This window comes from Clostridium lacusfryxellense, from assembly GCF_018861735.1.
In the GTDB taxonomy this organism is placed as follows: Bacteria; Bacillota; Clostridia; order Clostridiales; family Clostridiaceae; genus Clostridium_AD; species Clostridium_AD lacusfryxellense.
Map to the genome: position 1 here is coordinate 298,699 of NZ_JAHLEB010000001.1, position 25,136 is coordinate 323,834.

Consider the following 25,136-nt stretch of genomic DNA (forward strand, 5'->3'; position numbering starts at 1 on the left):
TATGAATAATATATATTTAAATGCTATAAAATATAAGGGATGATAACTAGAATGGGAATTAATAAATTATTACAAAATTCAGAATTAACGTTATTAGAACGGAATGTATTAAAGTACATTGTTTTAAATATAGATACCGTGATTAAGATGGGTGTAAGAGGAATTGCTAAAGCAAACTATACTTCAACATCTACTATTATGAGGTTATCTAAAAAACTAGGATATACAGGATTTGTAGATATGCATTATCACTTGTTACCTTTAATAAGAAAAAATGAATCAGGTTTTGAGGATTCCAATAATTTTCTGCCTAAACAGCAATTAGATTTATTATTAAAATATATAACAGAAAAACAGATTAATGATTTTCTCGATTGTCTAGATGAAAAAAGTGAAAAAATTAAATTTATATATGCCACAGGCTTCTCAGCTATAGCAGCTGATTATATTAATAAGAAACTCTTAGTACTAGGAAAACGATGTATTCTCTCAAGTGGAACGGACTCCGCAAGTGTATTCGAGAATAATTTAGATTATATTAATACTATGTTTGTTATCTCTAAATCAGGAGAAACAAGGCAGGTATTGTCAAAAGTAAAAACAGCTAAAGAAAATAAAATTAAGGTAATATCATTTACCGGAGAAACAGATAATTCAATTAGCAGGATTGCAGATGTAAGTTTTAAAATACAGGATAGTGATAGGTTAGATGATGGAAATACTAGTCCTAATATGTTTTTTCCTAATTTACTTACACTATTTGAATTTCTTATTTATAAAGATTATAAACGATTGGAAGACAAATAAAGCCTAAAATTTCATTTATGCTTTAGATTATAGGGCAAAAAAGCGAAACGTGTTACCTCATTAGGGTAACACGTTTCTTTGCATTGTAAACGTATATACAAGGTAATGGGTAGGGGTTACAATTCAATTATGAAATTTCACGTGAGATTTATGAGAAAATGAATGGAGGAAATAAAATGAAAAAATATTCTATTGTGATTGCAGGTGGTGGAAGTACATTTACTCCTGGAATTGTTATGATGCTACTAGATAATATAGATAGATTTCCACTTAGAAAATTGATGTTGTATGACAACGACGGTCAGCGTCAAGGTATTATTGGAGAGGCTCTTGAAATCGTATTAAAAGAGTGTGCTCCTGATATAGAATTTTCTTATACAACTGATCCTGAAGTGGCATTTACAGATGCTGATTTTTGCATGGCACATATTCGTGTAGGAAAATATAAGATGCGTGAAGCAGATGAAAAAATTCCCTTGAAATACAATGTGGTTGGTCAGGAAACTTGTGGGCCTGGCGGAATTGCTTATGGAATGAGGAGCATAGGGGGAATGATGGACCTTATTGATTATATGGAAAAATACTCTCCAAATTGTTGGATGTTAAATTACTCAAATCCTGCGTCTATTGTTGCAGAGGCATGTCGCGCTTTAAAACCAAAAGCTAAAGTGCTAAATATTTGTGATATGCCTGTAGGGACGCTAAGGCGTATGGCAGGAATTGTTGGATTACAGCCAAAGGACCTTGAAGTTCGTTATTTTGGATTAAATCATTTTGGATGGTGGACTAGCGTTAAGGATACCAAGGGTAATGACTTAATGCCTCAATTAAAAGAATTTATATCTAAGCATGGTTATATTACTAAAAAAGAAGTAGAGTCGCAACATATGGATGAAAGCTGGCAGGAAACTCATTTAAAGGCTAGAGATATTTTGGCAGTTGATCCCACATTTTTACCAAATACTTATTTAAAATATTATTTATTTCAAGATTACGTTGTAAAACATTCTAATAAAGAATACACAAGAGCTAATGAAGTCATGGATGGTCGTGAAAAAGATGTTTTTGACGCAGCAAAATCAATAGTAAAATCTGGGACTGCAAAAGGTGGAGAATTTCATATTGATAGTCATGCAACATTCATTGTAGACTTAGCTAGAGCGATTGCTTACAATACCCATGAAAGAATGTTGTGTATTGTTGAAAATAATGGAGCTATCGCAAATTTTGATTTTGATGCTATGGTTGAAGTGCCATGTATAGTTGGAAGTTGTGGACCAGAGCCATTATCAATGGGAGCTATCCCAATATTTCAAAAGGGATTAATGCAGCAGCAGTTAGCAGTTGAAAAATTAGTTGTACAAGCATGGATTGATGGCAGCTATCAGAAATTATGGCAAGCACTTACTCTCTCCAAAACAGTGCCAAGTGCAAGTGTGGCAAAAGAGATTTTGGATGATTTAATTGAAGTAAACAAAGAATACTGGCCAGAACTTAAATAACTATATTATTAAAGGGGTGAAGCGATATGGATTTTAAGCAATTAGCAAAAAGTATTGTTGAGGAAATCGGAGGAGTAAGCAATATAAGTCAGGTAAGCAACTGTTCTACAAGGTTAAGATTCGATTTAAAAGATCATTCGCTTATTAATGAAGATAAATTAAAAAAAATAAAAGGAGTAGCAGGAGTTGTAAATAGGGGAGGGTTGTTTCAAGTAATTATTGGTACTGAAGTTTCACATGTTAGAGATGAAATCGAAAAGTTAGGTAACATAGTCCAGCTAGACAATACAAGTAGTAAAAATAAAAAAGGTATTGTTAATAGTGTTTTAGATGTAATATGTGGATCAGTGACCCCAGTTATACCAGCATTTATTGCTGGTGGACTTTTAAAGGCTGTTTTATCACTTTTATTACTGGCTGGTTTAGTAACAAAGGCAGGTCAGACATACCAATTAGTGAATACTATTGCAGATGCAGCGTTTTATTTTATGCCTATTTTAGTTGCGTATGCAGCATCAAAGAAATTTAATTGTAGCCCTATTTTGTCTATGACAGTTGCAGCTGTATTATTGCATCCGAATTTAATTGCAATGAAAGTTGCCGCAGTGCCAGTGCACTTTTTTAATATTCCAGTAGTAATGGCTACTTATTCTTCCTCTATTATTCCATCTATATTGGCTGTATGGTTATTATCTTATGTGGAAAGGTTTGCAGAAAAAGTAGTGCCAAAAATGTTAAAAGTATTTTTGAAACCCCTTCTTATTTTAGCAATTGTTGCTCCAATTACGCTAATTGTACTTGGACCCATTGGTGCAATTATTGGTGATGGTTTAACAAATATATTTCTTTTCTTAGATCAATTAGGAACTTGGATTGTTCCTACAGTAATCGGATTTATCTATCCTCTATTAGTAATGACAGGTATGCATTGGAGTTTAATGCCCGTTTTCCTTCAAGAGTTAGCTACAAATGGGTATGAAACATTGTCTGGCCCAGGAGCCCTAGCATCTAATACTGCGCAAGCTGCGGCCTCATTATGTATTGCAATTAAATCAAAGAATATTGAGAAGAAGCAATTAGCTGGCTCCGTAGGTTTTACTGCATTAATGGGAATCACAGAACCTGCAATGTTTGGTATAACTTTAACTGATAAAAAGATATTGTTATGTGTAATGACAGGTGGTGGAATCGGAGGTTTCTTTGCTGGTATCTCAGGTTTAGTGAGATATGCTCCAGGTGGTGCCAGCTTACCAACATTGCCTCTATATATAGGTGATAATCCAAGGAATATTATATATGCGGTTCTAACTTTACTTATTTCATTTGTTTCTACATTTGTGCTTACATGGTTATTTGGTTTTAAAGAAGATAAAATTCAAGAAGCTTAATTGACAGATAACGTTTCAAAAAAGTAAAACTCCTACTTATAAAAGTGGGAGTTTTATATTCATTAGGAGTTGGTATAATGATGTATATTCATTAATAATTAAGGCGATTTTAACCCCAATCTCTATAGATGCTACAATAGGGATAAAGCAGTACTAACACAACATCATCTACTTAACAATTTTATATTTTAAATGAATCTACATATTCCTTAGCTTCCTTTAATCCAAGACCTTTAGCTTCTCTCACTTTCTTAATTGCCGGAATTTTTTTACCTTGTGAAATGAGAATTCTTATATCATCATCAAAAGAAGGTTCAGGCACTCCAACTTGCTTTGCAATTTTATCTAAAGTTAAATTCATAAGTGACATTTTTTTTTCTAAAGTACGGATCCTACTTGAAAGACTTGAAACTATAAGGAAAATCAGTAATATATATATGGGCATATAATCCATAAGAAACGCTCCTTTCATTTTAGGTGTGTTTTTCCCAAGACATATCATTTATATTAGGCTATGTTTTGCAAATGTGAAGTAAAGTATAGTTTATTTATATGATAATAATAGCATAAATTTCAAGTATAAGGGAGTACAATACTTGAATAATTATATTAATATATTATATAATTTAATCAGGACACTACCTAAAGTTTCTGCATGATTTTAAATTTACATAGTGTGCAGGAAAAAAACGTTTTATGTGGAAATAATTTAGATATGAATATAGTTTATGTTTATAAAAATGAAAATTATAGGAGGAATAGTATGGGGTTATTTGGACCAAGTAAAAAAGAAGTTTGGGAACAACTGTCTAGGGAGATTAATGCAGATTATATAGAGGGAGGTTTCTTTAAAGGTGGAGTTGTTAAGGCACATGTAGATAATTGGATTGTTATGTTTGATACATATTCAGTTGGTAGTTCAAACAATGTTAGAACATATACACGAATAAGAGCACCCTTTAAAAGCATGGATAGTTTTTATTTTAAAATTTATAGGAAAGGGCTTTTTAGTGATTTAGGCAAACTTTTAGGTATGCAGGATATTAGTGTGGGGTATGGTGAATTTGATGATGACTTTATAATAAAAGGTAATAACGAAGAATTGTTAATTAAATTATTTTCAAATGAAAAAATAAGAGAATTATTAGAACTACAGAAATCAATATATTTAGAAGTTAAGGATGATGATGGTTTTTTTATAAATCAATTTTCTAGCAATGTAGATGAATTGTATTTTGTAGTAAATGGTGTAATTAGAGATATTGAACGACTTAAAGACCTTTACGAGCTATTTGCAGAAGTACTAAAAGAACTTTGCGTTATGAGTATAGCTAGTAGTGAACAAGTAGAGGTTGATTTGAAATAAGGGTATGTTTATTTAATGATATTAATTGGAATGCTAGTAATATAAAGTTTGAAATTCTTTTAATGAGAATTAAGGAGGCAAATTAATATGCAAAAAATAGTTCCCCATTTATGGTATGACAAAGAGGCTAAAGAGGCAGCTGATTTCTATATCAGTTTATTTGATAATTCAAAGATTTTAAACACGACAGTTATCGGTGATACTCCTTCAGGAGACTCTGAAATTGTGAATTTTGAATTAGCTGGGCAACCATTCGCGGCAATAAGTGCAGGTCCTTACTTTAAATTAAACCCATCAATTTCTTTGATGGTTGCTTGTACGTCTGTAGAGGAAGTTAATACTAAATGGAAAGCATTGTCGGAAGGCGGAAATGAACTTATGCCACTTGGTGAATATCCATTTAGCAAGTGGTACGGTTGGATTCAAGATCGCTATGGACTGTCTTGGCAGTTAATGCTTGTTGATATTGGGCTAACGGTCCAAAAGATTACGCCAAATCTCCTTTTCTCAAATAATGTGTGTGGGAAAACCGAAGAGGCAGTGAAGTACTACACAGAAGTTTTCGAGAATTCAGAAATAGGTATAATAAGCAGATATGAAAGTGATGAAGCAAAGTCAGCAAAAGCGCAGGTCAATTATTCCGCTTTTAAGCTTTGTGGTGTTGATTTTTCGGCGATGGATAATGCGTTTGATGCTGATTTCAATTTCAATGAGGCATTTTCACTAATTGTAAATTGTAATGATCAAAAGGAAATTGACTACTATTGGGATAAACTTTCTGCAGTACCTGAGGCAGAGCAATGCGGATGGGTTAAAGACCAGTTTGGTGTATCATGGCAGATTGTACCATCAAATATGAGCGAAGTACTATTAAATGGAACAAAAGATGAAATTCAAAGAGTTACAGAGGCTTTTCTTAAAATGAAAAAGTTTGATTTAAATGCTTTGGAGGAAGCACGGTTGGGTATAAATGAAGGCGGAAAATGTGGAAAATAAATTTTTATTATTATTTGTGCCGCAGTGGATGCGGCAGAAGGGAGAGTTAATATGAAACCTGAATTATCAACAATTAAAATTGGTCATCATTATTTTATTTTTCAGACAAACGATCAAATCCAACTCCTTTACCCCATACTGAAATTACTGGCAAAACATCTATAAAGGCATCGGGATCTGTTTCTGCTATATATCTCTTAATTAACATAGATTCTCTTGGAGAACAGAGTGTTTGAAGTTTTAAACGCGATAAGTTCTTATAACCACCTTTTACCTCATAACTGGTGACGCCCCTTTTAATGCTGTGGATTATATATTGAGATATATCTTGATTATGATCACTTATTATCTCAAGCATGACTTTCTTTGAACCAAATCCAAACATAACGGCGTTGATCATATTAACCATTATGATTTGTGAAATAATAGCATAAAGTGCGATATTAGAATTATAAACTATAACGGATGACGCAATTAATGTTCCATCAATACAAAGTAAAATCTCACTTATACTTACAAAAGTAAAAATCTTATGATGAAGAATTTTCGCAACAGTATCAGTTCCTCCCATTGAAAATCCTCTTTTTAGAACAAGTCCAGAACCAATACCACATATGAGTCCAAAATAAACTGAGGCCAGCATCAAATCATTTTTAATAAAGGTATAATTAAACCTTTCAAAAACTATTAATACAAAGGGGAATACTATAGACAGTGTAATTATTTTTATACCTTCTCTTTTCCCCATAGATATCCAAGCAACAGCTAAAACTAAAATAGATAACACATAATAGATATAAGTATATTTAATATTAATCAATTTTTCTAGTATAATTGATACTCCGGTTATTCCCCCGGTAATTAATCCATTTGGTCTTAGAATAGAAGTAATTGAAAATGCAATCAATACACAGCCTAAGGCAACAAATATAAAATCCAATATGTTCTCATTTAAATTAATTTTAGTCAAGATAACACCTTCCTTCTAATTTATAATTATATCCATTTAAAGTATTTCCATGCTATATAGTTTTCGAAACTTACAAACACAATAAATGTGGAAAATAAAAAAAAGCACTCATAAAATGAATGCTTTTTGGTGCAGATGACAGGAATTGAACCTGCACGCCGTAAAGCGCTAGATCCTAAGTCTAGTGCGTCTGCCAATTCCGCCACATCTGCATAACTTATATTAATAGAATATTCTATCAACATAAATTATATTATCATCTTACCCTATATATGTCAATAAGATATTTTGTTTTTTTATAGCTATAGTATTATTAATTAAATTTTAGAATATCATTTTAAGAAGGAGTTGGTTTTTATGGACATTAATATGAAGGTAATTCAACTAGTTAAGGAGTTCTCAAAACTAGAAGAAGTGGACGGTATCTTATTAAGTGGATCACATGCAACAAAAACTAATGATAAGGATTCAGATTATGATATATACATTTATAGCTCGAAGGAAATACCGATAGAAAAGAGAAAGGTAATTACTGATAAATATTGTAACTACATGGAACTAAATAATACCTTTTGGGAGTGCGAAGATGATGGAGTTCTAAAAGAGGGTAATATTCCTGTGGAAATTATATATAGAGACCTAGATTGGATTGACGGATTACTCAATAGAACATTAGTAAAATGCGAAGCAGATATAGGATATACTACTTGTTTTTGGGGTAACTTCATAAATTCAATTATACTTTATGATAAAAATGGGGACTCAAGTAGATTGCAAAATAAGTACAAAATAGGCTACCCTCATGAATTAAAGCAAAATATAATAAAAAAGAATTATCCTTTACTAAAACTTCAAATTCCTTCATATTATTATCAAATAGAGAAGGCTTTAAAAAGAGATGATTATATCAGCGTAAATCACAGAGTAGCAGCACTGCTAGCAAGTTATTTTGATATTATATTTGCTGTAAATGAGATGGCACATCCGGGTGGGAAAAAAATTCTTAAAATCATAAAGGAAAATAATTTGAAAGTGCCAACAGATATGCGAATAAACGTTAGTAATATTTTAAAATATACATCATCAAATGACGAAGCAATATTATTAGAAATAGATTTATTAATTGGTAAATTAGATACACTTTTAAAAAGTGAAGAGTTATATTTATAGGCATATTTCACTTAGTCAGTGTATACTATTAACATAGGGTTATAATATTAATATGTCAGTTTAATTATGTGTAATTAGTTATATTATTAAGGGGAGGGTAAAAAAATGCCTCAAAAGAGCTGGGATTTAAAACGTAGGGCAAAGGAACAGTTAAGCGGAAAATGGCTTCAGGCTGGACTTGTGTGTTTCATTGCTTGGGTAGTTACAATGGCTTTTACAAATGGGAATGCAGTACACACCTTTCAAAATGTTTGGCAGAATGGAGAGTTAGTTAGAGTTAGGACTACAAACTCATCCAATGAACTAGGGAGTTTAGTGAATCTTATTTTGTCTGGACCAATAACCCTTGGGGTAACCTGCTATTTTCTTAAGTTGATAAGGAATGAAGAACCGTTAATTGAGAACATGTTTGGTGGATTTAAATTTTTTATAAAATCATTTGTCCTAAGTGTTATTATTAAAATTTTCACGTTCTTATGGATGTTGCTTTTTATCATTCCAGGGTTTATAGCTATTTTGAGATACTCTATGTCATACTACATTATGATGGACAATCCAGAGCTTAGTGCGTTTGAATCATTAGAACGAAGTAAACTCATGATGGATGGCTTCAAATTTCAATTGTTTAGTTTATGGTGTAGTTATATAGGGTGGTTCATATTAGGAATACTAACTATAGGTATAGGGTTTTTATGGATTAGCCCTTACTACGAGACAGCTAAAGCTAACTTTTATCAGGATCTAAAATTTAAAATAATCTAATATTCGAAAATCTTTGAAACTTACATTATAAGATATTGAGAATTTTAATTAAATTTATGAATATTGCAAAAAGTAAAACTCCTACTTATAAAAGTGGGAGTTTTATATTTAGACATTTAATTAAATCATACAAATAATATGATAATTAAATTGAACTATAGTTGGTACAAACATAGATTATCAGCCACTGTAAAGTCTGCTTCTGTAATGCTGCGAATATCATCAACTGTAAGCCCCTCTGCTATTTCAGTAAGTACTAAACCAGTTGACGTTATTTCAAACACTGCTTTTTCAGTAACTATAACATTGACTACACCCTTACCGGTAATGGGAAGATGACACTTTTTAAGAATTTTGGATCCACTCTTACTTGTATGCTGCAATGTAGCAATAACTTTGCGCGCACCAACCACTAAATCCATAGCTCCACCCATCCCTGGGGCATATCTTTCTGGTGCTAGCGGCATAGCCCAGTTAGCAATATTACCTTCTTGATCTACTTCTAGAGCTCCTAATATTGTTGCATCCACATAACCACCACGGATAATGCAGAATGATGTTGCTAAATCAAATACTGACGCTCCAGGTAATAAAGTAATAGGTTGACCACCAGCATTTGCAATATCGGGATCCTCATTACCTAAATGTGGAGTAGGGCCAAACATTAAGCAACCATTTTCAGACTGTAATATTACTTCCACACCCTCAGATAAATAATTGGCAACTGCCGTTGGCATTCCAAAACCTAAATTCACCACCTGGTCATTCTTTAACTCTTTAGCAGCTCGCCTAGCAATTAACTCTCTTGCTTCCATACCTAATTACCTCCTTTATAAAAAATTAATTATTTTATTTGCTGTGAACGAACCCATAAATCGGTATATACTTGCTTGTGTTCATCAAAAGAATAACCTTGAACAACGCCTTGAACAAATATGCTTGGGGTGCCTACGCTTTCGGCAGGTATACCACCAACTTCTACTATCTCATTAACCTCGGCTACAGTGTAATCAGCACCCATAGCCATAATTGGGTTTGTATTAATTGCTACACCTCTATATTGAATATTACCTAATCTGTCGCCTTTATAGCCTTTAATAAATGCGAAATCGGCTTTTAGAGGCAATTCAAGTAAATACTCCTTACCTTGCAAGGTAAGTTTTTGTTTACCTTCTTCAACTAGTGTACCCACGCCAGTAGGGGTAAGAACACCACCTAATCCAGAACCAGCCGCTCTGATTTTTTCAATGAAGCTTCCCATTGGATAATATTCAATTTCAAGATCACCGTTTCTAAATTGTTCCAAAGCAATCTTACAAGTGCCAGAATGAGCGGTAATTAACTTTTTAACCTGTTTATTTTTATATAGCAGTGCAATGTCAAAATTCTGACCAGGATGAGAATTTACAACTGAAATTAGTGTAAGGTCCTTAACACCTTTTTCTACTAATTTATCAATAGCTCTAAGCGGTGCTCCCACACCGAGAAAACCACCAAACATAATTGTCGCTCCATCGTGGACTTTTTCCATCACTTTATCTAAATCCGTAATTTTGTTCATGCGATTATCCCCTCTCACTAATAATAGATATTATATGATTATCTTTATATGTATACGTTAGATTTTGTATTGTATGCCAAGTATCATTTATAGCATATTATTAATCTTAAATATTCTATTAGTTCATTGAAAATTCACCTAAAACAGGATATGATTAAAGGAGTATAATGCAATATTTACTATATAATAATAATAATAATAAGTGGGGGAATTTCGATGAAAAGTAAAACTAAAAGAGCACTATTACTTTTAGTGATTTTAAGTCTGTCTATGTTTATGGTTGCATGCATTCCTGGTGATGGTGACTACTCTCAGATTAAGCCTGCAAACTTCTTTTCTGGTGTATGGCATGGATGGATTGCACCAATTTCTTTAATTTTAGGGTTTTTCACTCCCAATTACCGTGTATATGAGATAATAAACACCGGATGGGCATATGATTTTGGATTCTATATAGCTATTATTAGTGGATTTGGTGGATTATCTTTAAGTCGTAAGAAGAAAAAAGAAAAATAAGATGGATTAGTGCTATGAAAGGAGAATTATAATGAAAATTAAAATTAGACAAGCAGGCATAGAAGATCTAGATGCTATAACTAAAGTGGAAGCGTGTTGCTTTCCTGAGGCGGAAGCAGCTACGAGGATATCACTTGAGAAAAGGATTAAGACGTTTTCAGATACTTTTTTTGTGGCAGAAATAGAGGGCGAAATAATTGGGTTTGTAAATGGATGTATCATCAATGGAACTGTTATTTACGATAAACTTTATGAAGATGCATCATTACACAATCCGAATGGAAATTATCAGACTATCTTTGGACTTGACGTAATACCAGAGTATCGTAATCAGGGAATTGCAGCACAGTTAATGAATTATATGATAGAAGTATCGAAGGTATCAGGCCGCAAAGGTGTCATTCTAACGTGTAAAGAAAAACTTATTCATTATTATGCAAAATTCGGATACATAAATATGGGTATATCAGAATCGGTACACGGTGGTGCGCAGTGGTATGATATGGTTTTGAAAATATAACCCTTATAAAGGGTTATATCACCAATTATTATTGCCTAAGTGTCTAGTTTATTTTAGGAGGATCATAATTTATTGTTGAAGTATCCGTTTTTAGAAACCAATTCTTCGTAACTGCCATGTTCTATTAATTTACCGTGTTCCATCACTAATATTTCATCAAATTTTGATAGGTTATGATTGATTTTGTGTGTGACCATAATACCTGTAACATTCTTCAAATTCAAAATAGTATCTATAAAAAAAGAAACTGACTGTGGATCTAGGGCAGAATCGGGTTCATCTGCAAGTAGTATACTTGAATTTTTTAATATCTCTCTTGATATCACTATCTTTTGCTTTTCTCCTCCTGAAACAGAATTCAAATCATTTAAATTAGACTCCACTCCTGAAATATGTTTTTTTGAAAGTTCTTTAATTTTAAACCCATTAACTAATTCAGTGTATCTATTGTCATCATAATTCTTATATAAAGTTATATTGTCTTTAATAGATTTATTAAATAAGAACAAATCTTGATCAATATATGCTAAATTATCGTAAATAAAATCCACTTTTAAATCTCTAGTATTATTATTATCAAATTGAATATAACCTTCATATTCATCAAAATAATTTGCTATTAATTTCAAAATTGTGCTTTTCCCAGATCCGTTTCCGCCTACTATCACATATTTCTTATTTTTATTAAATCTAAAATTAAAATCTGTAACTGCATAGTCTTGATTACTGGAATATTTAAATGAAACGTTTTTTAAATCTATGTATTTATCAAAGGTTCCTTTGCTTAGATGCTGTATAGAATTATCATTATTATACTCAAGAATCTCATTACATTTATTTTTTATTTCCTGTACAGATTTAATCTGATTAATACTAGTCATAATTGCTATAATTGGTGATACTATATTAAAAAGTAACTGTACTAAAGCAATTAACGATCCAACTGTTATAACACTTTTTACTACTAGGGATCCACCAATTATGAAAACTAATAAAGTCAACATGGTGGTTAAGAACATTAAAAAGCCTTGCACTAACATCATATAATTTCTTAAATTGAATTTTGTATTTTCTAATTCCTTTGTTACATCTACACATTCAATAGATGCCATTTCAATTAGGTTAAAAGACTTCATAACCTTAAATCCATTAAGTATCTCTGTAATTTTGCTTACTGCCTTTTCATTTCTTCTACTTAAATTTTCGCTATATTCTTTCGCTTTTTTAGATAAAAATATAGGCAAAATTATAGCAACAATTAGTGCACCAATTATAAATAGTAACAACATTGGATAGAGTAACATTATACCTATAGCAGCAAATATAAATAAAGATATTTTTTCCATTATGTTTATTTTAGGTATAACATTACTGTCTTCATATCTATTTAAATCATTAAAAATAAAAGATATATACTTCGATAAATCACTTTTATAGAAAAATGGAATTTTAAAAGAAAAAATTTTTCTATACAAATTTTCTTTTAAATTAAGCATAACTATCTTTGTATATCCATTTTTCAATCTAGAGTATATAATAAAGCTAATAATTTGTATGATTACAATTATTATAGAAATGAATATTTTCCGGTGATAAGCATTAAAATCTTTTTGGGTCAAACAATCAATTATATTTTTAAAACTTAATGAAAATGCAATTGTTGAACCAGTATATACTAAGATTGAAATGCTGAGTAAAAAAAAGAAAATATATTTATTATTTTTAATCTTTTGCATCATGTCATTCTCCTCTTTTATTTATATTCTTAATTCTCAATTAAACATATTTTAGTTTATACATTTTCAGATTTGAGCTGACATTGAAAACCTAATTAAGCAATCCTGTAGATAACATATTGTTAATAAAATGTATCGTAACTGGTATATATAATTTATTGGTTTTTAAATATGCATACCCTGTAATGAGACCTAATGGAAACCTATAAAACAAATTTACAAGAGGTGGGTCTGCACTATGTAAAATAAAAGCGAATACTAAGGAACATAGTACTACTACAAAAACTGAATTTGAGAATATTTTTTTTGATTGAAAAAACATAACACCTTTGTTGAAAAATTCCTCTGAAAATGCTACCCCTAAATTTTGCAACGTGGCTATAATAATAATATAGACGGAATTCGTTCGGAGTATTAAAAAACTATATAAACTTATAATAACGGTTAGACAAAATATAAACTCTTTCTTAGTTATCTTTAATATACCAAAATCAGCGAGTGATACTTTATTATTTTTTTTAATAAATAGGTATGGTAAGAAAACAAAACTTAAGCCCATTGAAAACCATGTAATAAATATCTTAACAGGGTAATTCATTATATGAACAAAAATTCTGCTTAATGTAACACCACTTATTAATAAAAGCAGAATAGGTAAAAAAACAATACACATAAAAACAAGTATAGCTTGCAATTTTGTTGTACAAAAGCTAATATTACTTCTATTCATTATAAATCACTCTTCTCTAATTTTTTGACAGCTAATATGTTAAAAATAATAATATATATCACGCTAAGTAAAACAAGTAAAAAAAACAAATTTAATTTTTCACTATAATTTACAACTATTTGACTAGTTTTATCTAATACAACATCATTGATTCTAACTACATAATACATAGGATTTAGATTTCTAAAATATGGAACCTTAGTAGTATTCATGACTACCAAAGCTGTGGCAAAAATAATCCCTATTACTGCTGCTGGTTTAAAAAAAGCACCTAAAAATAGTGAAAACTGCGCTATAAGAATAAATGTTGCAACATATAAAGCTAGAGTTACAATAACCAAAGATAGCGTATTAATACCTAGAAATTTTCCAGTACCTATAGAAGGATTTTGACAAACAAAAACATAATAAATAGCAATATTTATAATAAAATCCATTAGAAAAGCTATTGTAGCAAAAGATATTATAGCTAAACTTTTCCCCAAATAAATTTTCATTCTATTTCTAAACCTAATAGTGTAAAGTAGTATACTTCCATCTTCTATTTCACTAGCTAGAATTCGAGAGCCTATAAACGCAAAAATCATCGGAGTAATAAATAAACTAGTGGAGTTAATAATTTGAGAACTTGTCCAAAATAAGGCACTCTGATTAATTGGTCCTTTATAACTTTTTGATAGAACCGCTACTCCTAATAACAAACTAATTGCTACTAAGGCCAAAAGTGCTAACCAGTCTTTTCGCTTAATAAGTTTAAAAATTTCTATTTTATAAATGGTAAATACTGATATATTCATATTTCTACCTCGCTTTTAAAGAAATCATAGAGAGAATTTTCTCTAATCTGAATGTCTGAAATTTTAATTTTATTAACAAAAAGAAAATTAAAAATTTCATTAATTAGATTTGTTTCAACAAATTCAATTGTATCACCATTAATAATTTTAATTTTTTCTTTAAAGTTATTAATCATAATAAGCTTTATTTGTTTTGGAATTAGTTCTTGGAAAATTACTGTATATGTTTTTTTATATGAAAATATATCGTCAAATACTTTTTTTCCATCATTAAACATAATGACCCGGTCACATATATCACTGACATCATCCAAATCATGACTTGAAAATAAAACACCTGCTTTTTTATCTTTTGCTTTCTGTACAATAACTTGCTTTAGCATATCTTTACCTAATGGATCTAATCCAACAAATGGCTCATCCAACATTAAAAATTGTGGGTCATGTAGTAGGGTTTGGGCAAGACCTAAACGCTGCTTTTGTCCAAAAGAAAAACTTTTTACATATGATCTTTTTTTCTTTTCTAGACCTACCAACGTTAATGTGCTATCTACTCTACTCTGTATTAACTTTTTATCATTAAAACCTGATGCCTTCATCAATAACACTAAATTATCATAAGCATTTAAATAGTCAAAAAATCTTGCTTCTATAAGTATTCCAAATTCATTTAGTAAGAAATTTTTTCGTAAAAGATTATCATCTTTGTAGATGACTTTTCCTGTATCAGGTTTAATATTCCCTGCTATACAATTTAAAAGTGTGGTTTTACCAGCCCCGTTTTTACCAATTAATGCAACAATTTCTCCAGCTTTTACATTGAATGACACATTATTTAATGCCTTAGTTTTTCCATAGCTTTTAGATAAATCTTTTATTTGAAAAAAACACATAAAAAAACTCCTCTCACTAATTAGTAATATTTAATTAAAATTAAAGACCCCTTATTTGTAAAATAATAAAGAGTCTTTAATTTTGATTTAATTTAATAGTTATATGGTTACCATTATCCATAATATTTTACAAATTACCATCCAAAATCAAAACAACCAACAATTGGAACACCAGCAGTAGTACAGCCTAAAGTTAGAGAAGTATTTTTAATCTCAAATAACATGTTTATCACCCCCTTACAAAATAATTTACTAGCAAAACTCAGAATCACTGATGGTGGATAGAGTTTTGCTGCTTATTAAAAAGGATTTACCCACAAAAATAGAAGAGTATATTGTATCAAAATTATGGACGAATCCTTATAAACATGGTTAAGAATCAAATTCTGAACTAACTAAAATGATTATTATAAATACCAGCAACGATGAAATCTATGTGATGAAAATAATCATAAATTAGACATTTAGCTTGTACATTTTTTTTAAATTTTCAAATTTACTCTCAATATGAGAATATGAAACTTCACAAAGATTATCATTCTCATAAATACTATGAGTGCTTAGATAGCTTCGTGCTCTACAATTTCCACCACAAAAATATTTATACTTGCAATCAGTACATCCTTCTATTTGATCTACACTGATATTTAAAAATGGATTTTTTTTAGTAAATACAATATCTTTTAGATTTTGATTTAAAATATTTCCAAGCTTAAGCTCATCTTTATGCAACATGTGACAAGGATATACAGAACCATCTGCTCCTATGCTAATTAAATGTCTTCCTGCCTCGCAACGAGTCTTACATTGAAGACTAAACCCATCCATTGGGGAATCTTGTATGACTATATCTTTTTGATCTTCAAGATATTCTGACATCAATTTAAAATCATTATCATCTAGCAGGTAATCTTTAAATATCAGATTATTTATGTCAACAGTTAAAACACTAAAGTTAAAGGGGACATTAAGTATTTTAGATAACTTTGCATACTCTTTCATATGCATAGCATTTTTTTTATGTAAGGTTATAATCATTTTTGTTGGTATTTTATCTCTCAAAAACTCAATTGTTTCTATAACTTTTGGCATAATACCCCTGTCTCTTATAAAAGATATGTTTTTATCATAACTATCCACGGATATACTAATTGCTTTAATGTAAGGCAAGGCTTCAGCATAAGCCTCAAGAGGCATTGTTCCATTACTAATAACCATCAAAGAAATCCCCAATGAATGTGCATATTTACATACATTTGAAAAATCTTCTCTTATAAATGGCTCCCCACCAGATATAACTACTTGCTTTATATTAACCTCGTTTAACTTGTCGAATATTTCGCAAAGTTCTTCAAATGTTAAATCAATTTTAATATTACGGTCGTCTACATATGAGTAACAACCAACACAATGTAAATTACACTTATCTGTTACATGAACATAAGCAGAGCTTATATAAGGTGGAACATTCTCTTCTTTTTTGAAAAAACTATTTCTATGCATAGCATTAATCAAATCTTCATCATTTTGTGAAATATCAATAGAATCACTTTTTTCTATAATTTTACTTACTAGGTGTCTTCCTTGTTCGTCCAATCCTAGAAACACACCTGTGGCACTATTACCAATCATATGGATTCCATCAACTTCAAATTGCAAAATATTTTCATGAAAATTTTCTTTTAATATCATCTTTTTCTCCTTTACTTTTTATTTTTATACTATTTTATAAATATAGTTATTATTTAATATATTGTTTGATTTATTACTTATTTAAGAAGATTTGTAAAATTTAAAATATTCAAATACTTTATAGTTTAAATGCTACACTATTTTTGAAATAGTTTAAATAGGATTAGCATAAAATATGATTATTTTAGCATATATACAATAAAATTTCTTTTGATGGTCATATAATAGTATATTATGTCTTTTCACTTGACTGATATATTTATATGTACTACAATAATGTTCACCTTATGTAAAGGTATTCAGCTTCGTTTATTCCAAGGACACATAGTGTTCTTCACTACTTATTATAGATAAAGTTGAATTGGTAACATATTTTAAACTTAATGAAGTAAAGAGTATTTATCTGTTTTTGATGGGGTGATACGATGGATTTAGGATTTATTTTGAAAGGAACTATAATGCAATTTATAGTTTTTTCATTTTCCCCTTTTATTTGGTGGCTTATAAAACACCGAAAACAAACTACATTTTTTAAATGGATAGGATTATTTAAGCCTAAAAAAATTGTTTCAAACAAAGGTGTTATTTTTGCTATTGCTGGATATATGATAATATTGCTAATTACACATATTCCAACTATAACAAAGTATACACAGCCGTCTGCCAATAAATATTCAGGTCTAACATTTGAAGCAGTTATACCTATTCTAATAGTGTGTTTTATACAGAACGGAGTTTGTGAAGAAGTGTTATTCCGAGGATTTTTAGGGAAACGATTTATAGCAATTTTTGGAGTGAAAGTTGGAAATGTTTCACAAGCTATTTGCTTTGGAATTGCACATGTTTTATTTTTTTCAGGAGACATAATGATAACATATATACTACTTATGATTACCACATCTGTTGGCGGATGGATGTTAGGATATTTTAATGAAAAGATATTTAATGGATCCATTATCCCAAGTATCCTTTTACATGGGTTAGGAAATTTTCTTATGAATATGTCTAAGTTTTTTTAAATCTGTAAGGAGAAAATGAGCACATGTTGCATTAGTAGTACAAATAAATTTTAAAGGTGAATTTCAAATGATAAATAAACTTGCATTTAAACTTACATCTTATATAGAAAAGCATGGCAAATTTAATAGACTGGAAGAATTAGAACAAATACAATACGCAATAACTACTATCTTAAGTGAAGTTTTTAAAATTATAGTCTTAATTATTTTATTTAGCGTAATTGGCAATTTAAACTATCTTTTATTTTCAATGATGATTTTATTGTCAATTAGACTTTTTTCAGGTGGTCTACATGCAAAATCTTTATTAGGTTGCTTAATGTGGACAATATTATTTTTTACTTTAACTTCAATAATTACACCACTATTACCTAGATTAAGTCCATATTTTTACTACATAGTTTTTTTATTAAATCTTGCATTAATAATAGTACAGGCCCCATACCCAAATCCAAAACGGCCAATAAAGAAGAAAAAAAGAAAGCTCTATTTAAAAATAATAGCCTTCTCTTTTTCACTATTTTGGACATATATTTTGATTTTCCATATAAATAATTTAACCTACTTGAACTGTGGCGTAGCCACTATCTTATTACAATCATTACAACTAATATATATAAAAAAGGAGGTGTGAATATGAAGAAAGCTAAAAAATCTAACATAATAAACATAATAGGATTATGTTTAATCGCTTTTGCTGGCATTATCAGTAACACTGCCAGCCTAGTTTTACTAGGAGAAGTAGAACCACCAAAAAGCTTATTGGATAAATAGTTTAAAAATTGTGAAATTTTCCTCTAAAGATAGTTGAACTTTACCACCTGTGCGTTCAACTATCTTTTTTGCATTATAAAGACCATATCCTCTATTATTACCAGATTTTGTTGAGAACCCTCTTTCAAATATTCTTTTAATATTCTCTGATTTTAAAGTTATTCCACTATTTATAATTTCAATAATATTAGATTTACCATCTAAATATACTTTTATAGACACTAGTTTTTCACCTTCTTGACTCTCAACAGCTTCAAATGCATTGTCTATAAGATTATTTAATATTTCTGATAATTCATAATCCTTTACCGTTGAAATTGCAAATAAATTATTTATACTGTATAAAAATTTTATATTTTTATTATTTGCTTCGCTCATTTTGCTATATATTATAGCTCTCAATATTGGATTACCTATATATACAATGTCTTCTATCACTACCATAGACTTGTTCAATGAGCATATATACTCTTTTAATTTATTTTTTAATTCAATCTCATTTGTACTGTCAATTAACCCATTAATAACATTCAAATGATTTTTAAAATCATGCTGCCTCGCACGAATCTCTTCAGTTATATTCTTTAAAATTTCACTATATTTACTTTGCACTTTAGATTCTTTTTTTCCTTGTTCAACTTTTATTATATAGAAATACAATAATATATTAATAGATAACATGGAAAATACAGTGAAAATAAATTTTACTATATTATCAAGAACTAGATTCATATTATAATCCCATATAACTTTGACAATTAATAAATAGCTTAATAAATTTATTATGAAATAGAATAAAATTCTTATATTTATATCATCAATAAAATATCTTTTTAATATAGGAATAAAATAATATATTACCACTGAAAAAAATAATATTATTAATTGCATAATAACACTTATAAAAAACTCACCTTGATAATTACCAATATATTTATTATATATAAACATACAGATAAGCTGCATTATCATAATAAAAGCTAAAATCATAAAAAATTCTACAGTTGTAATAATAATTTTCTTTTTATAAACTATACAAACTAAAAATATGATAGTAAAATAACTAATTATCATATTAAAATATATATTAAATCCAGTTATTGATGTTACTAATGCTCCAATTAATATTATAACTAAATTTTTTATTAAAATATCTTTATCACTTAGGCTAACTTTAGACCATAAAATGAAAATACAGATTTCCTCAATAAAAGTAACTATAAACGTCTCAATTATATCTATTACCTTCACTCCCTCTACCTTATCTACAATATATCAAATCCGTTATTTTTAAATCTTTCCATAATTACATTTTTACATTTATAACTTAAAAAAGCCGTTTTTTTATAATCCTCAAAAAATAATTCATAGGTATTTACATTTAGTTTTTTAATTTTAGTTATATAATTAACATTAACAGCAAAGGATTTATGACATTGAATAATATCATTGCTATTTGTTAATGATAGAGACTTTTTTAATGAAAGCCCTTTTACTTCATATCTATTTCTTTTAGTATGTACAGTGCATGTCCTATTATTAACTTCAATAAAAATTATTTCATCTAAATATACCTTTATGAAAACACCATCTCTTAAGTCAAAAATAGTATATTTTCTTTTAGGTACAGGAATGTTGTCTAAATTTAAAATTATTCGCTTACTTATATCTATTAATTTTGCTTCATCATATGGTTTTAAAATATAATCGTAGCAATGAACTTCTTTAAATGCTTGAGTTATGTATTCTACATGAGTTGTTAAAAAAATGATCCAACTAAATTCATATTTATGTATTTTTCTAAGTTCTATTGCTAAATCAAGTCCTGATGAGCTCCTTAAGAGAATATCTATGTAAAAAATATCTATTTCATTATCAGTTGAAATTTTTAAAGCATCATCTTTATCTTCTGCTCCATATATTATTAAGTTCTTATCTATTCCCTCCATCATTTTCTTGAAATTTTCCCTTTGTATGTTATCATCTTCAACTATTAGGATATTCATATAAACATACTCCTTTCAGATATTGTAAACATTCTTTAACATAAAAAATGAGTATATATAATATTTTATTATTCGATAAAAAAAATTTCATTCTTTTCTTTTTAAACTATAATATAACATATATAGTTAAATTTTTCAATACTTGCAATAAAATAATAAATTCTGACAAAAATTAAAACCTCTTACCACTTCAGCAGAGAGAGTTTGTAGGGAAAAGCATTGTATTTAATAGTGAGAAAGATTGTCATGATATGGCTTTAAAAATAGATAGCAGCTAGAAATTAAGATTTTTACGTAGTATCTTTTCTACTAATTCGAGATAATCACCTTCATATGAAAATGTTTTATATGAAAGCATAGTTGCAAGCCCATGGACCATTGACCACATAGCAATTATATCCTGCTCATAGTCTTCTTCTTTTACATGTATACTTTTAAAAAAATCAAGCGCACAATTTTCAAATATATTAAAAGTAGGATAGTCTTCGTTTTTAAGTTTATTTTCCGTAATGCCAATTTCAGATTCAGACTTTGTTAAAAAAGCAAATTTCAGATAATCAGGATTCTCAACCATAAACCAAACATATTTTTTCCCTAACTCTATAATTCTTTGAGCAGGATTATTTTTATATTTTGTCGCAACTTCATTTAAAGAACTCTCAAAATTACTAAATACATATTCTGATATCGCATTAATCAATTCTTCTTTATTTTTAAAATGCTTATATGGAGCTGCGTGACTCACATTGCACAAAGCTGCAACTTTTCTTAATGAAAATTTTTCTGCACCTTCTTCGTTAAATAACTTTAATCCCATCTTTATAAGACTTTCCTTCAAATCGCCGTGATGATATGTATCTGTTTGCATGTGTAAACCTCTTTTCTGAAAATTAATTATTATACTAAATATAATATCATAATATGTTGACAGTGTAAACTTAAGGTGATATTATACATGTATGTTAACGGTGTAAACATAAGTTTATTATTTAAAACATATATGAAAAGGAGAATTTTTAAATTTATAGTTATAGGATATGGAACGGATGTCACTAAGGATGAGGAAAAATCCTTTAAAGAGGTAATCATAGCAAATGCTATTAATTTTTCATTTGACAACCATAAGTCTTATGTAGTTAAAGATATATCTGAAGTAAAAACAATATTAGAAAATTTATAGGAGGTTTTATTTTATGATTAACTTATGTATTATTAATGGAAGTCCCAGGCAGGGAAAAAGTACTTCAAGTTATCTTATAAGTGAATTAATTAGATTATTTAATGATGATATTAAAACAAAAGAATATTATATAACTAATCTTATAAAAGATAAAAATTTATTAAATGAAATACTATTAAGTGATAAAATTATTTTTGTTTCACCTTTATATGCAGATTGTCTTCCAAGTACTATGCTTGAGTTTATGTCTATTTTTGAAAAGTTTATTAAGGAGAAAAATAATATAAAAATAGATATGTACTGTATTGTTAATTGTGGTTTCTTAGAAGGTAATCAAAATAAAATAGCAATTAATATTTATAAAAATTATTCGATAAGATTAAATCTTAATTGGCGTTTTGGAATTGGAATAGGTGGTGGTGAGTTTATGAAAGCATCAAGGGCTATGCCATTAAAATCTCCGATTAAAAAACCAGTATACAATGCTTTTATGGCGCTAAAGGAGGACATCGAAAATAATTCTAATGATAATATAAACAATATAACTACCAATGCAAAGATACCTAAATTTGTGTTTAAATCCGCTGCAACTGCAATGTGGAAATCAATGGCTAAGAAAAACAATATAAAAGTTGCGGATACTTATAAAAGAATTTATTAATTATATTTAACAAGTAAAAGGTAAAGCAAATTTAATTTTGCTTTACCTTTTACTTATTATTTTTTAGCTTTTTTAAAGATTCCTATTTCATTAGCAGCTTCTATTTTCATTTTAGATGATTTATTTTTTATTTTTTGTCCTGGATGTTTACTTTCTTGGTTATTTTTTTTGTCTATATGTGCCATTGTAAGATCCTCCTTTGATTAATTAATACTTAAAATAATATTATTTAAAATAGATATTCTAAAGTTAATATAACCAAATTAATTTAGTGTATGTACAAGAATTTCATGTGGTATAATCATCATAAAAAGATTAAAAATTTACACAAAAGGAGGGTTTATTTTAAATTGGGTATATGCAATTTATTATTATCTATACCATTGTTATACGCGCTATCTAAATATTTTTTTAAATAATTCGGATTAGTAGATTCTAATAATTTAAAGCCCTTAGAATTTATTATTGCTTCCTTATCTTTATTTGTTGTTCCACTATTTCGTGCTACATTTTGTTTAACTTTAGTTTTGGCAACTTCGCGACTTTGATCATCCGTAAACTCCTCGGCTAAATATAACCTATTAATTGAAGATTTATAGGCTTGGATTTCGTAGTAGTTTTTTGAATATACGTTAAAGTCTATTAAATTTGGGTCCTGCAGGTTTAATTTCTTTGCATAGCCTTGAACATCTACTTTAGAAGTATTATAGTCAAAGCCAGCTTTTGCATTATATTTTAAAATACCATATTGCTGAGGGTATACGCTTAGTGCACTTGATACTATATCATAAATAGGAGCACTACCATTATCATGTATCTTTATATCTTGGATATGGATATGTCCACTAAAAGTAATTTGTAGGCCTAACTCTTCAAAAACCTCCACAGCTTCTTTGCTATTATCAATAGTAAAATCTTTAGTAATTCCTTCTACATGGTTTAATAGATTTTGGTGCATCACTGTGACAATCTTTGCATTATGTTCCTTTGCAAGGTCGCTACATTTTTTTATCCATTCAAGGGTACTAGCACTAATTTTTCCTCCAGCCTCCGGATAGCCGAGGTTTATATTATTTTCATATTTATTAGTATCCAGCATTAATAACCAGGTATCACTTGAAGGGGTAGCCAGATAACTTAGGGTTTTTTTATCTCTTAATACAGCATCATTGTAACCAAAGTCTTTGTATATCTTACTAAAATCCGAATCGCTTATATAATCCGTTTTAGATTGCTTATCATCCTTAAAACTTCTCGCATAAGGATTGAAAATATCATGATTTCCTGGAATAACGTAAACCGCTGTACCTGAATTTTTCACTTCATTTAGTTTTCTTGCAAGTTCTATATGACTAGCTATTTCTCCGTTTGTTGTTAAATCACCACTTAGAATTAGAACATCGGGTTTTTTATTTTTGATGTCGACTACAAATGCATCCATTATTTCGTCGATATAGTTAAGTTGTTTTCCGTCACCTGATTCTATAAATGTATTGTAAGCTTTTCCAGTGTCACCTAAGTTTTTAGCTAAATAATGCATGTCTGATGCAACAAAAAATGAAACGTTTTTATTTGCTTTTATTTTAGGGTCAATTTTAATAACAGCTGTTTTATAGGACAAGGAAGTAAAAATAAGAGTAAGTATAAAGAGTGTCGTTATTAAAAAAGTTTTTTTGCTTTTCATTTATATCCTCCAAGGGGGCATTAATTTTTCTTCAAAACATAGTGTATTTATTTAATAAAATTACTATAATTATATTATAAACAAAAAACTTAAGAAAGATTAATTTTTCTAAAATAATTCATATAAGATATTATTGTTTCATTTGAAGCACAAAGAAAAAAATGAGAAATGGGAGCTAAAAAATTGATTTCACGACTTTTATTTTATTGGCTATTACATTAAATGGCCTTCATATCCTAGAAAATTGAACATTTATATATGGAAATTACATTATTAATAGTATAATTAAGTAAATGTGCGAGCTGCGAAGCAGCACGCAAATGCGTGATGTTTCCTCTTGGAAGTGGAAATAATTCTATTTTCATTAGTAAGTTATTAACATACAGTAGGGAAACCCTATCAGGAA

At 29.1% G+C, this 25,136-nt stretch carries 28 protein-coding genes and 1 tRNA gene; 14 read left to right on the forward strand and 15 right to left on the reverse strand.

Annotation, left to right across the window (positions count from 1 at the left end; translation table 11 throughout):
- The first annotated feature begins 51 nt into the window (after positions 1–51).
- The 3 genes from KPL55_RS01455 (at position 52) to KPL55_RS01465 (ending at position 3,697) form a co-directional block, all read left to right on the forward strand.
- Positions 52–807: a MurR/RpiR family transcriptional regulator gene (locus KPL55_RS01455; protein ID WP_216304918.1), complete on the forward strand. Its 756-nt coding sequence runs from the start codon at positions 52–54 to the stop codon at positions 805–807.
- Between the two features lie 176 nt (positions 808–983).
- Positions 984–2,309: a 6-phospho-alpha-glucosidase gene (locus KPL55_RS01460; protein ID WP_216304919.1), complete on the forward strand. Its 1,326-nt coding sequence runs from the start codon at positions 984–986 to the stop codon at positions 2,307–2,309.
- 26 nt (positions 2,310–2,335) lie between these two features.
- Entirely contained in the window at positions 2,336–3,697 is a 1,362-nt protein-coding gene (locus tag KPL55_RS01465) for a PTS transporter subunit EIIC (RefSeq protein WP_216304920.1), read from the forward strand.
- Positions 3,698–3,878: 181 nt separating this feature from the next.
- Here KPL55_RS01465 and KPL55_RS01470 read toward each other — a convergent pair whose 3' ends face one another.
- Entirely contained in the window at positions 3,879–4,151 is a 273-nt protein-coding gene (locus KPL55_RS01470) for a ribosomal protein L7/L12 (RefSeq protein WP_216304921.1), read from the reverse strand.
- Between the two features lie 309 nt (positions 4,152–4,460).
- On the opposite strand from KPL55_RS01470, the gene KPL55_RS01475 reads away from it, so the two are divergent.
- Both KPL55_RS01475 and KPL55_RS01480 read left to right on the forward strand, forming a co-directional pair.
- The gene (locus tag KPL55_RS01475) at positions 4,461–5,063 is read left to right on the forward strand and encodes a DUF3137 domain-containing protein (RefSeq protein ID WP_216304922.1); all 603 of its coding nucleotides are present in this window, start codon (positions 4,461–4,463) and stop codon (positions 5,061–5,063) included.
- Positions 5,064–5,150: 87 nt separating this feature from the next.
- Positions 5,151–6,059 (forward strand): VOC family protein, encoded by a 909-nt coding sequence (locus KPL55_RS01480; protein ID WP_216304923.1) that lies wholly within the window; start codon positions 5,151–5,153, stop codon positions 6,057–6,059.
- Between the two features lie 94 nt (positions 6,060–6,153).
- On the opposite strand, the gene KPL55_RS01485 is transcribed toward KPL55_RS01480, so the two are convergent.
- Positions 6,154–7,029: a YitT family protein gene (locus KPL55_RS01485; protein WP_216304924.1), complete on the reverse strand. Its 876-nt coding sequence runs from the start codon at positions 7,027–7,029 to the stop codon at positions 6,154–6,156.
- Positions 7,030–7,156: 127 nt separating this feature from the next.
- Positions 7,157–7,241: transfer RNA gene (locus tag KPL55_RS01490), tRNA-Leu, on the reverse strand.
- Between the two features lie 145 nt (positions 7,242–7,386).
- On the opposite strand from KPL55_RS01490, the gene KPL55_RS01495 reads away from it, so the two are divergent.
- Both KPL55_RS01495 and KPL55_RS01500 read left to right on the forward strand, forming a co-directional pair.
- The gene (locus KPL55_RS01495) at positions 7,387–8,199 is read left to right on the forward strand and encodes a nucleotidyltransferase domain-containing protein (RefSeq protein ID WP_216304925.1); all 813 of its coding nucleotides are present in this window, start codon (positions 7,387–7,389) and stop codon (positions 8,197–8,199) included.
- Positions 8,200–8,304: 105 nt separating this feature from the next.
- Entirely contained in the window at positions 8,305–8,961 is a 657-nt protein-coding gene (locus KPL55_RS01500) for a DUF975 family protein (protein ID WP_216304926.1), read from the forward strand.
- Positions 8,962–9,116: 155 nt separating this feature from the next.
- Here the strand turns inward: KPL55_RS01500 and KPL55_RS01505 are convergent, their stop codons facing one another.
- Together KPL55_RS01505 and KPL55_RS01510 are read right to left on the reverse strand one after the other, a co-directional pair.
- Complete coding sequence (locus tag KPL55_RS01505) at positions 9,117–9,776, reverse strand: 3-oxoacid CoA-transferase subunit B (protein WP_216304927.1); 660 nt, start codon at positions 9,774–9,776, stop codon at positions 9,117–9,119.
- Positions 9,777–9,805: 29 nt separating this feature from the next.
- Positions 9,806–10,522: a CoA transferase subunit A gene (locus KPL55_RS01510; protein WP_216304928.1), complete on the reverse strand. Its 717-nt coding sequence runs from the start codon at positions 10,520–10,522 to the stop codon at positions 9,806–9,808.
- A gap of 270 nt (positions 10,523–10,792) precedes the next feature.
- Between KPL55_RS01510 and KPL55_RS01515 the strand changes: the two genes are divergently transcribed.
- Together KPL55_RS01515 and KPL55_RS01520 are read left to right on the forward strand one after the other, a co-directional pair.
- Positions 10,793–11,038: a hypothetical protein gene (locus KPL55_RS01515; protein WP_216304961.1), complete on the forward strand. Its 246-nt coding sequence runs from the start codon at positions 10,793–10,795 to the stop codon at positions 11,036–11,038.
- A 31-nt stretch (positions 11,039–11,069) separates the two neighbouring features.
- A complete protein-coding gene (locus KPL55_RS01520; protein ID WP_216304929.1) occupies positions 11,070–11,558 on the forward strand; it encodes a GNAT family N-acetyltransferase in 489 nt (162 codons plus the stop codon).
- A 62-nt stretch (positions 11,559–11,620) separates the two neighbouring features.
- Here the strand turns inward: KPL55_RS01520 and KPL55_RS01525 are convergent, their stop codons facing one another.
- From KPL55_RS01525 to KPL55_RS01545, 5 genes are all read right to left on the reverse strand, one after another.
- Complete coding sequence (locus tag KPL55_RS01525) at positions 11,621–13,297, reverse strand: ATP-binding cassette domain-containing protein (RefSeq protein WP_216304930.1); 1,677 nt, start codon at positions 13,295–13,297, stop codon at positions 11,621–11,623.
- Positions 13,298–13,385: 88 nt separating this feature from the next.
- Positions 13,386–14,024 carry a CPBP family intramembrane glutamic endopeptidase gene (locus KPL55_RS01530; RefSeq protein WP_216304931.1) on the reverse strand — a complete coding sequence of 213 codons (639 nt, stop codon included), beginning with the start codon at positions 14,022–14,024 and terminating at the stop codon, positions 13,386–13,388.
- Entirely contained in the window at positions 14,024–14,821 is a 798-nt protein-coding gene (locus tag KPL55_RS01535) for a DUF2705 family protein (protein ID WP_216304932.1), read from the reverse strand. The genes KPL55_RS01530 and KPL55_RS01535 overlap by 1 nt, the downstream gene beginning before the upstream one ends.
- Positions 14,818–15,714 (reverse strand): ABC transporter ATP-binding protein, encoded by an 897-nt coding sequence (locus KPL55_RS01540; protein WP_216304933.1) that lies wholly within the window; start codon positions 15,712–15,714, stop codon positions 14,818–14,820. The genes KPL55_RS01535 and KPL55_RS01540 overlap by 4 nt, the downstream gene beginning before the upstream one ends.
- Before the next feature lie 456 nt (positions 15,715–16,170).
- Positions 16,171–17,406, reverse strand: a complete 1,236-nt coding sequence (locus KPL55_RS01545; protein ID WP_216304934.1) for a radical SAM/SPASM domain-containing protein — start codon at positions 17,404–17,406, stop codon at positions 16,171–16,173.
- 425 nt (positions 17,407–17,831) lie between these two features.
- Between KPL55_RS01545 and KPL55_RS01550 the strand changes: the two genes are divergently transcribed.
- The 3 genes from KPL55_RS01550 (at position 17,832) to KPL55_RS01560 (ending at position 19,199) form a co-directional block, all read left to right on the forward strand.
- Positions 17,832–18,425, forward strand: a complete 594-nt coding sequence (locus tag KPL55_RS01550; protein ID WP_216304935.1) for a CPBP family intramembrane glutamic endopeptidase — start codon at positions 17,832–17,834, stop codon at positions 18,423–18,425.
- 67 nt (positions 18,426–18,492) lie between these two features.
- Entirely contained in the window at positions 18,493–19,059 is a 567-nt protein-coding gene (locus KPL55_RS01555) for an accessory gene regulator B family protein (protein ID WP_216304936.1), read from the forward strand.
- Positions 19,060–19,061: 2 nt separating this feature from the next.
- Positions 19,062–19,199: an AgrD family cyclic lactone autoinducer peptide gene (locus tag KPL55_RS01560; protein ID WP_216304937.1), complete on the forward strand. Its 138-nt coding sequence runs from the start codon at positions 19,062–19,064 to the stop codon at positions 19,197–19,199.
- Here KPL55_RS01560 and KPL55_RS26515 read toward each other — a convergent pair.
- The 3 genes from KPL55_RS26515 to KPL55_RS01575 all read right to left on the reverse strand — a co-directional run bounded on the left by KPL55_RS26515 (position 19,185) and on the right by KPL55_RS01575 (position 22,073).
- Positions 19,185–20,450, reverse strand: a complete 1,266-nt coding sequence (locus KPL55_RS26515; RefSeq protein ID WP_216304938.1) for a sensor histidine kinase — start codon at positions 20,448–20,450, stop codon at positions 19,185–19,187. The two genes, KPL55_RS01560 and KPL55_RS26515, sit on opposite strands and share 15 nt — an antisense overlap.
- Positions 20,451–20,464: 14 nt before the next feature.
- The gene (locus KPL55_RS01570) at positions 20,465–21,205 is read right to left on the reverse strand and encodes a LytR/AlgR family response regulator transcription factor (protein ID WP_216304939.1); all 741 of its coding nucleotides are present in this window, start codon (positions 21,203–21,205) and stop codon (positions 20,465–20,467) included.
- 274 nt (positions 21,206–21,479) lie between these two features.
- A complete protein-coding gene (locus KPL55_RS01575) occupies positions 21,480–22,073 on the reverse strand; it encodes a TetR/AcrR family transcriptional regulator (protein WP_216304940.1) in 594 nt (197 codons plus the stop codon).
- Between the two features lie 132 nt (positions 22,074–22,205).
- On the opposite strand from KPL55_RS01575, the gene KPL55_RS01580 reads away from it, so the two are divergent.
- Both KPL55_RS01580 and KPL55_RS01585 read left to right on the forward strand, forming a co-directional pair.
- Entirely contained in the window at positions 22,206–22,385 is a 180-nt protein-coding gene (locus KPL55_RS01580; RefSeq protein WP_216304941.1) for a hypothetical protein, read from the forward strand.
- 13 nt (positions 22,386–22,398) lie between these two features.
- On the forward strand, positions 22,399–23,046 hold the full coding sequence (locus tag KPL55_RS01585) for a flavodoxin (RefSeq protein WP_216304942.1): 648 nt from the start codon (positions 22,399–22,401) through the stop codon (positions 23,044–23,046).
- 56 nt (positions 23,047–23,102) lie between these two features.
- Here KPL55_RS01585 and KPL55_RS01590 read toward each other — a convergent pair whose 3' ends face one another.
- Together KPL55_RS01590 and KPL55_RS01595 are read right to left on the reverse strand one after the other, a co-directional pair.
- Complete coding sequence (locus KPL55_RS01590) at positions 23,103–23,231, reverse strand: small, acid-soluble spore protein, alpha/beta type (protein WP_216304943.1); 129 nt, start codon at positions 23,229–23,231, stop codon at positions 23,103–23,105.
- A gap of 155 nt (positions 23,232–23,386) precedes the next feature.
- Entirely contained in the window at positions 23,387–24,730 is a 1,344-nt protein-coding gene (locus KPL55_RS01595) for a metallophosphoesterase (protein WP_216304944.1), read from the reverse strand.
- Between the last annotated feature and the right edge of the window lie 406 nt (positions 24,731–25,136).

Excerpts from the sequence above, each read along its gene's own strand:
- KPL55_RS01495 (WP_216304925.1), top strand. The coding sequence starts at position 7,387 with ATGGACATTAATATGAAGGTAATTCAACTAGTTAAGGAGTTCTCAAAA.
- KPL55_RS01535 (WP_216304932.1), bottom strand. The coding sequence starts at position 14,821 with ATGAATATATCAGTATTTACCATTTATAAAATAGAAATTTTTAAACTT.
- KPL55_RS01480 (WP_216304923.1), top strand. The coding sequence starts at position 5,151 with ATGCAAAAAATAGTTCCCCATTTATGGTATGACAAAGAGGCTAAAGAG.
- KPL55_RS01555 (WP_216304936.1), top strand. The coding sequence starts at position 18,493 with ATGATAAATAAACTTGCATTTAAACTTACATCTTATATAGAAAAGCAT.
- KPL55_RS01580 (WP_216304941.1), top strand. The coding sequence starts at position 22,206 with ATGAAAAGGAGAATTTTTAAATTTATAGTTATAGGATATGGAACGGAT.
- KPL55_RS01470 (WP_216304921.1), bottom strand. The coding sequence starts at position 4,151 with ATGGATTATATGCCCATATATATATTACTGATTTTCCTTATAGTTTCA.
- KPL55_RS01510 (WP_216304928.1), bottom strand. The coding sequence starts at position 10,522 with ATGAACAAAATTACGGATTTAGATAAAGTGATGGAAAAAGTCCACGAT.
- KPL55_RS01575 (WP_216304940.1), bottom strand. The coding sequence starts at position 22,073 with ATGCAAACAGATACATATCATCACGGCGATTTGAAGGAAAGTCTTATA.
- KPL55_RS01460 (WP_216304919.1), top strand. The coding sequence starts at position 984 with ATGAAAAAATATTCTATTGTGATTGCAGGTGGTGGAAGTACATTTACT.
- KPL55_RS01545 (WP_216304934.1), bottom strand. The coding sequence starts at position 17,406 with ATGATATTAAAAGAAAATTTTCATGAAAATATTTTGCAATTTGAAGTT.
- KPL55_RS01500 (WP_216304926.1), top strand. The coding sequence starts at position 8,305 with ATGCCTCAAAAGAGCTGGGATTTAAAACGTAGGGCAAAGGAACAGTTA.
- KPL55_RS01530 (WP_216304931.1), bottom strand. The coding sequence starts at position 14,024 with ATGAATAGAAGTAATATTAGCTTTTGTACAACAAAATTGCAAGCTATA.
- KPL55_RS01550 (WP_216304935.1), top strand. The coding sequence starts at position 17,832 with ATGGATTTAGGATTTATTTTGAAAGGAACTATAATGCAATTTATAGTT.
- KPL55_RS01525 (WP_216304930.1), bottom strand. The coding sequence starts at position 13,297 with ATGATGCAAAAGATTAAAAATAATAAATATATTTTCTTTTTTTTACTC.
- KPL55_RS01570 (WP_216304939.1), bottom strand. The coding sequence starts at position 21,205 with ATGAATATCCTAATAGTTGAAGATGATAACATACAAAGGGAAAATTTC.
- KPL55_RS01590 (WP_216304943.1), bottom strand. The coding sequence starts at position 23,231 with ATGGCACATATAGACAAAAAAAATAACCAAGAAAGTAAACATCCAGGA.
- KPL55_RS01595 (WP_216304944.1), bottom strand. The coding sequence starts at position 24,730 with ATGAAAAGCAAAAAAACTTTTTTAATAACGACACTCTTTATACTTACT.
- KPL55_RS01515 (WP_216304961.1), top strand. The coding sequence starts at position 10,793 with ATGTTTATGGTTGCATGCATTCCTGGTGATGGTGACTACTCTCAGATT.
- KPL55_RS01540 (WP_216304933.1), bottom strand. The coding sequence starts at position 15,714 with ATGTGTTTTTTTCAAATAAAAGATTTATCTAAAAGCTATGGAAAAACT.
- KPL55_RS01505 (WP_216304927.1), bottom strand. The coding sequence starts at position 9,776 with ATGGAAGCAAGAGAGTTAATTGCTAGGCGAGCTGCTAAAGAGTTAAAG.
- KPL55_RS01585 (WP_216304942.1), top strand. The coding sequence starts at position 22,399 with ATGATTAACTTATGTATTATTAATGGAAGTCCCAGGCAGGGAAAAAGT.
- KPL55_RS01560 (WP_216304937.1), top strand. The coding sequence starts at position 19,062 with ATGAAGAAAGCTAAAAAATCTAACATAATAAACATAATAGGATTATGT.
- KPL55_RS01455 (WP_216304918.1), top strand. The coding sequence starts at position 52 with ATGGGAATTAATAAATTATTACAAAATTCAGAATTAACGTTATTAGAA.
- KPL55_RS01465 (WP_216304920.1), top strand. The coding sequence starts at position 2,336 with ATGGATTTTAAGCAATTAGCAAAAAGTATTGTTGAGGAAATCGGAGGA.
- KPL55_RS01520 (WP_216304929.1), top strand. The coding sequence starts at position 11,070 with ATGAAAATTAAAATTAGACAAGCAGGCATAGAAGATCTAGATGCTATA.
- KPL55_RS01475 (WP_216304922.1), top strand. The coding sequence starts at position 4,461 with ATGGGGTTATTTGGACCAAGTAAAAAAGAAGTTTGGGAACAACTGTCT.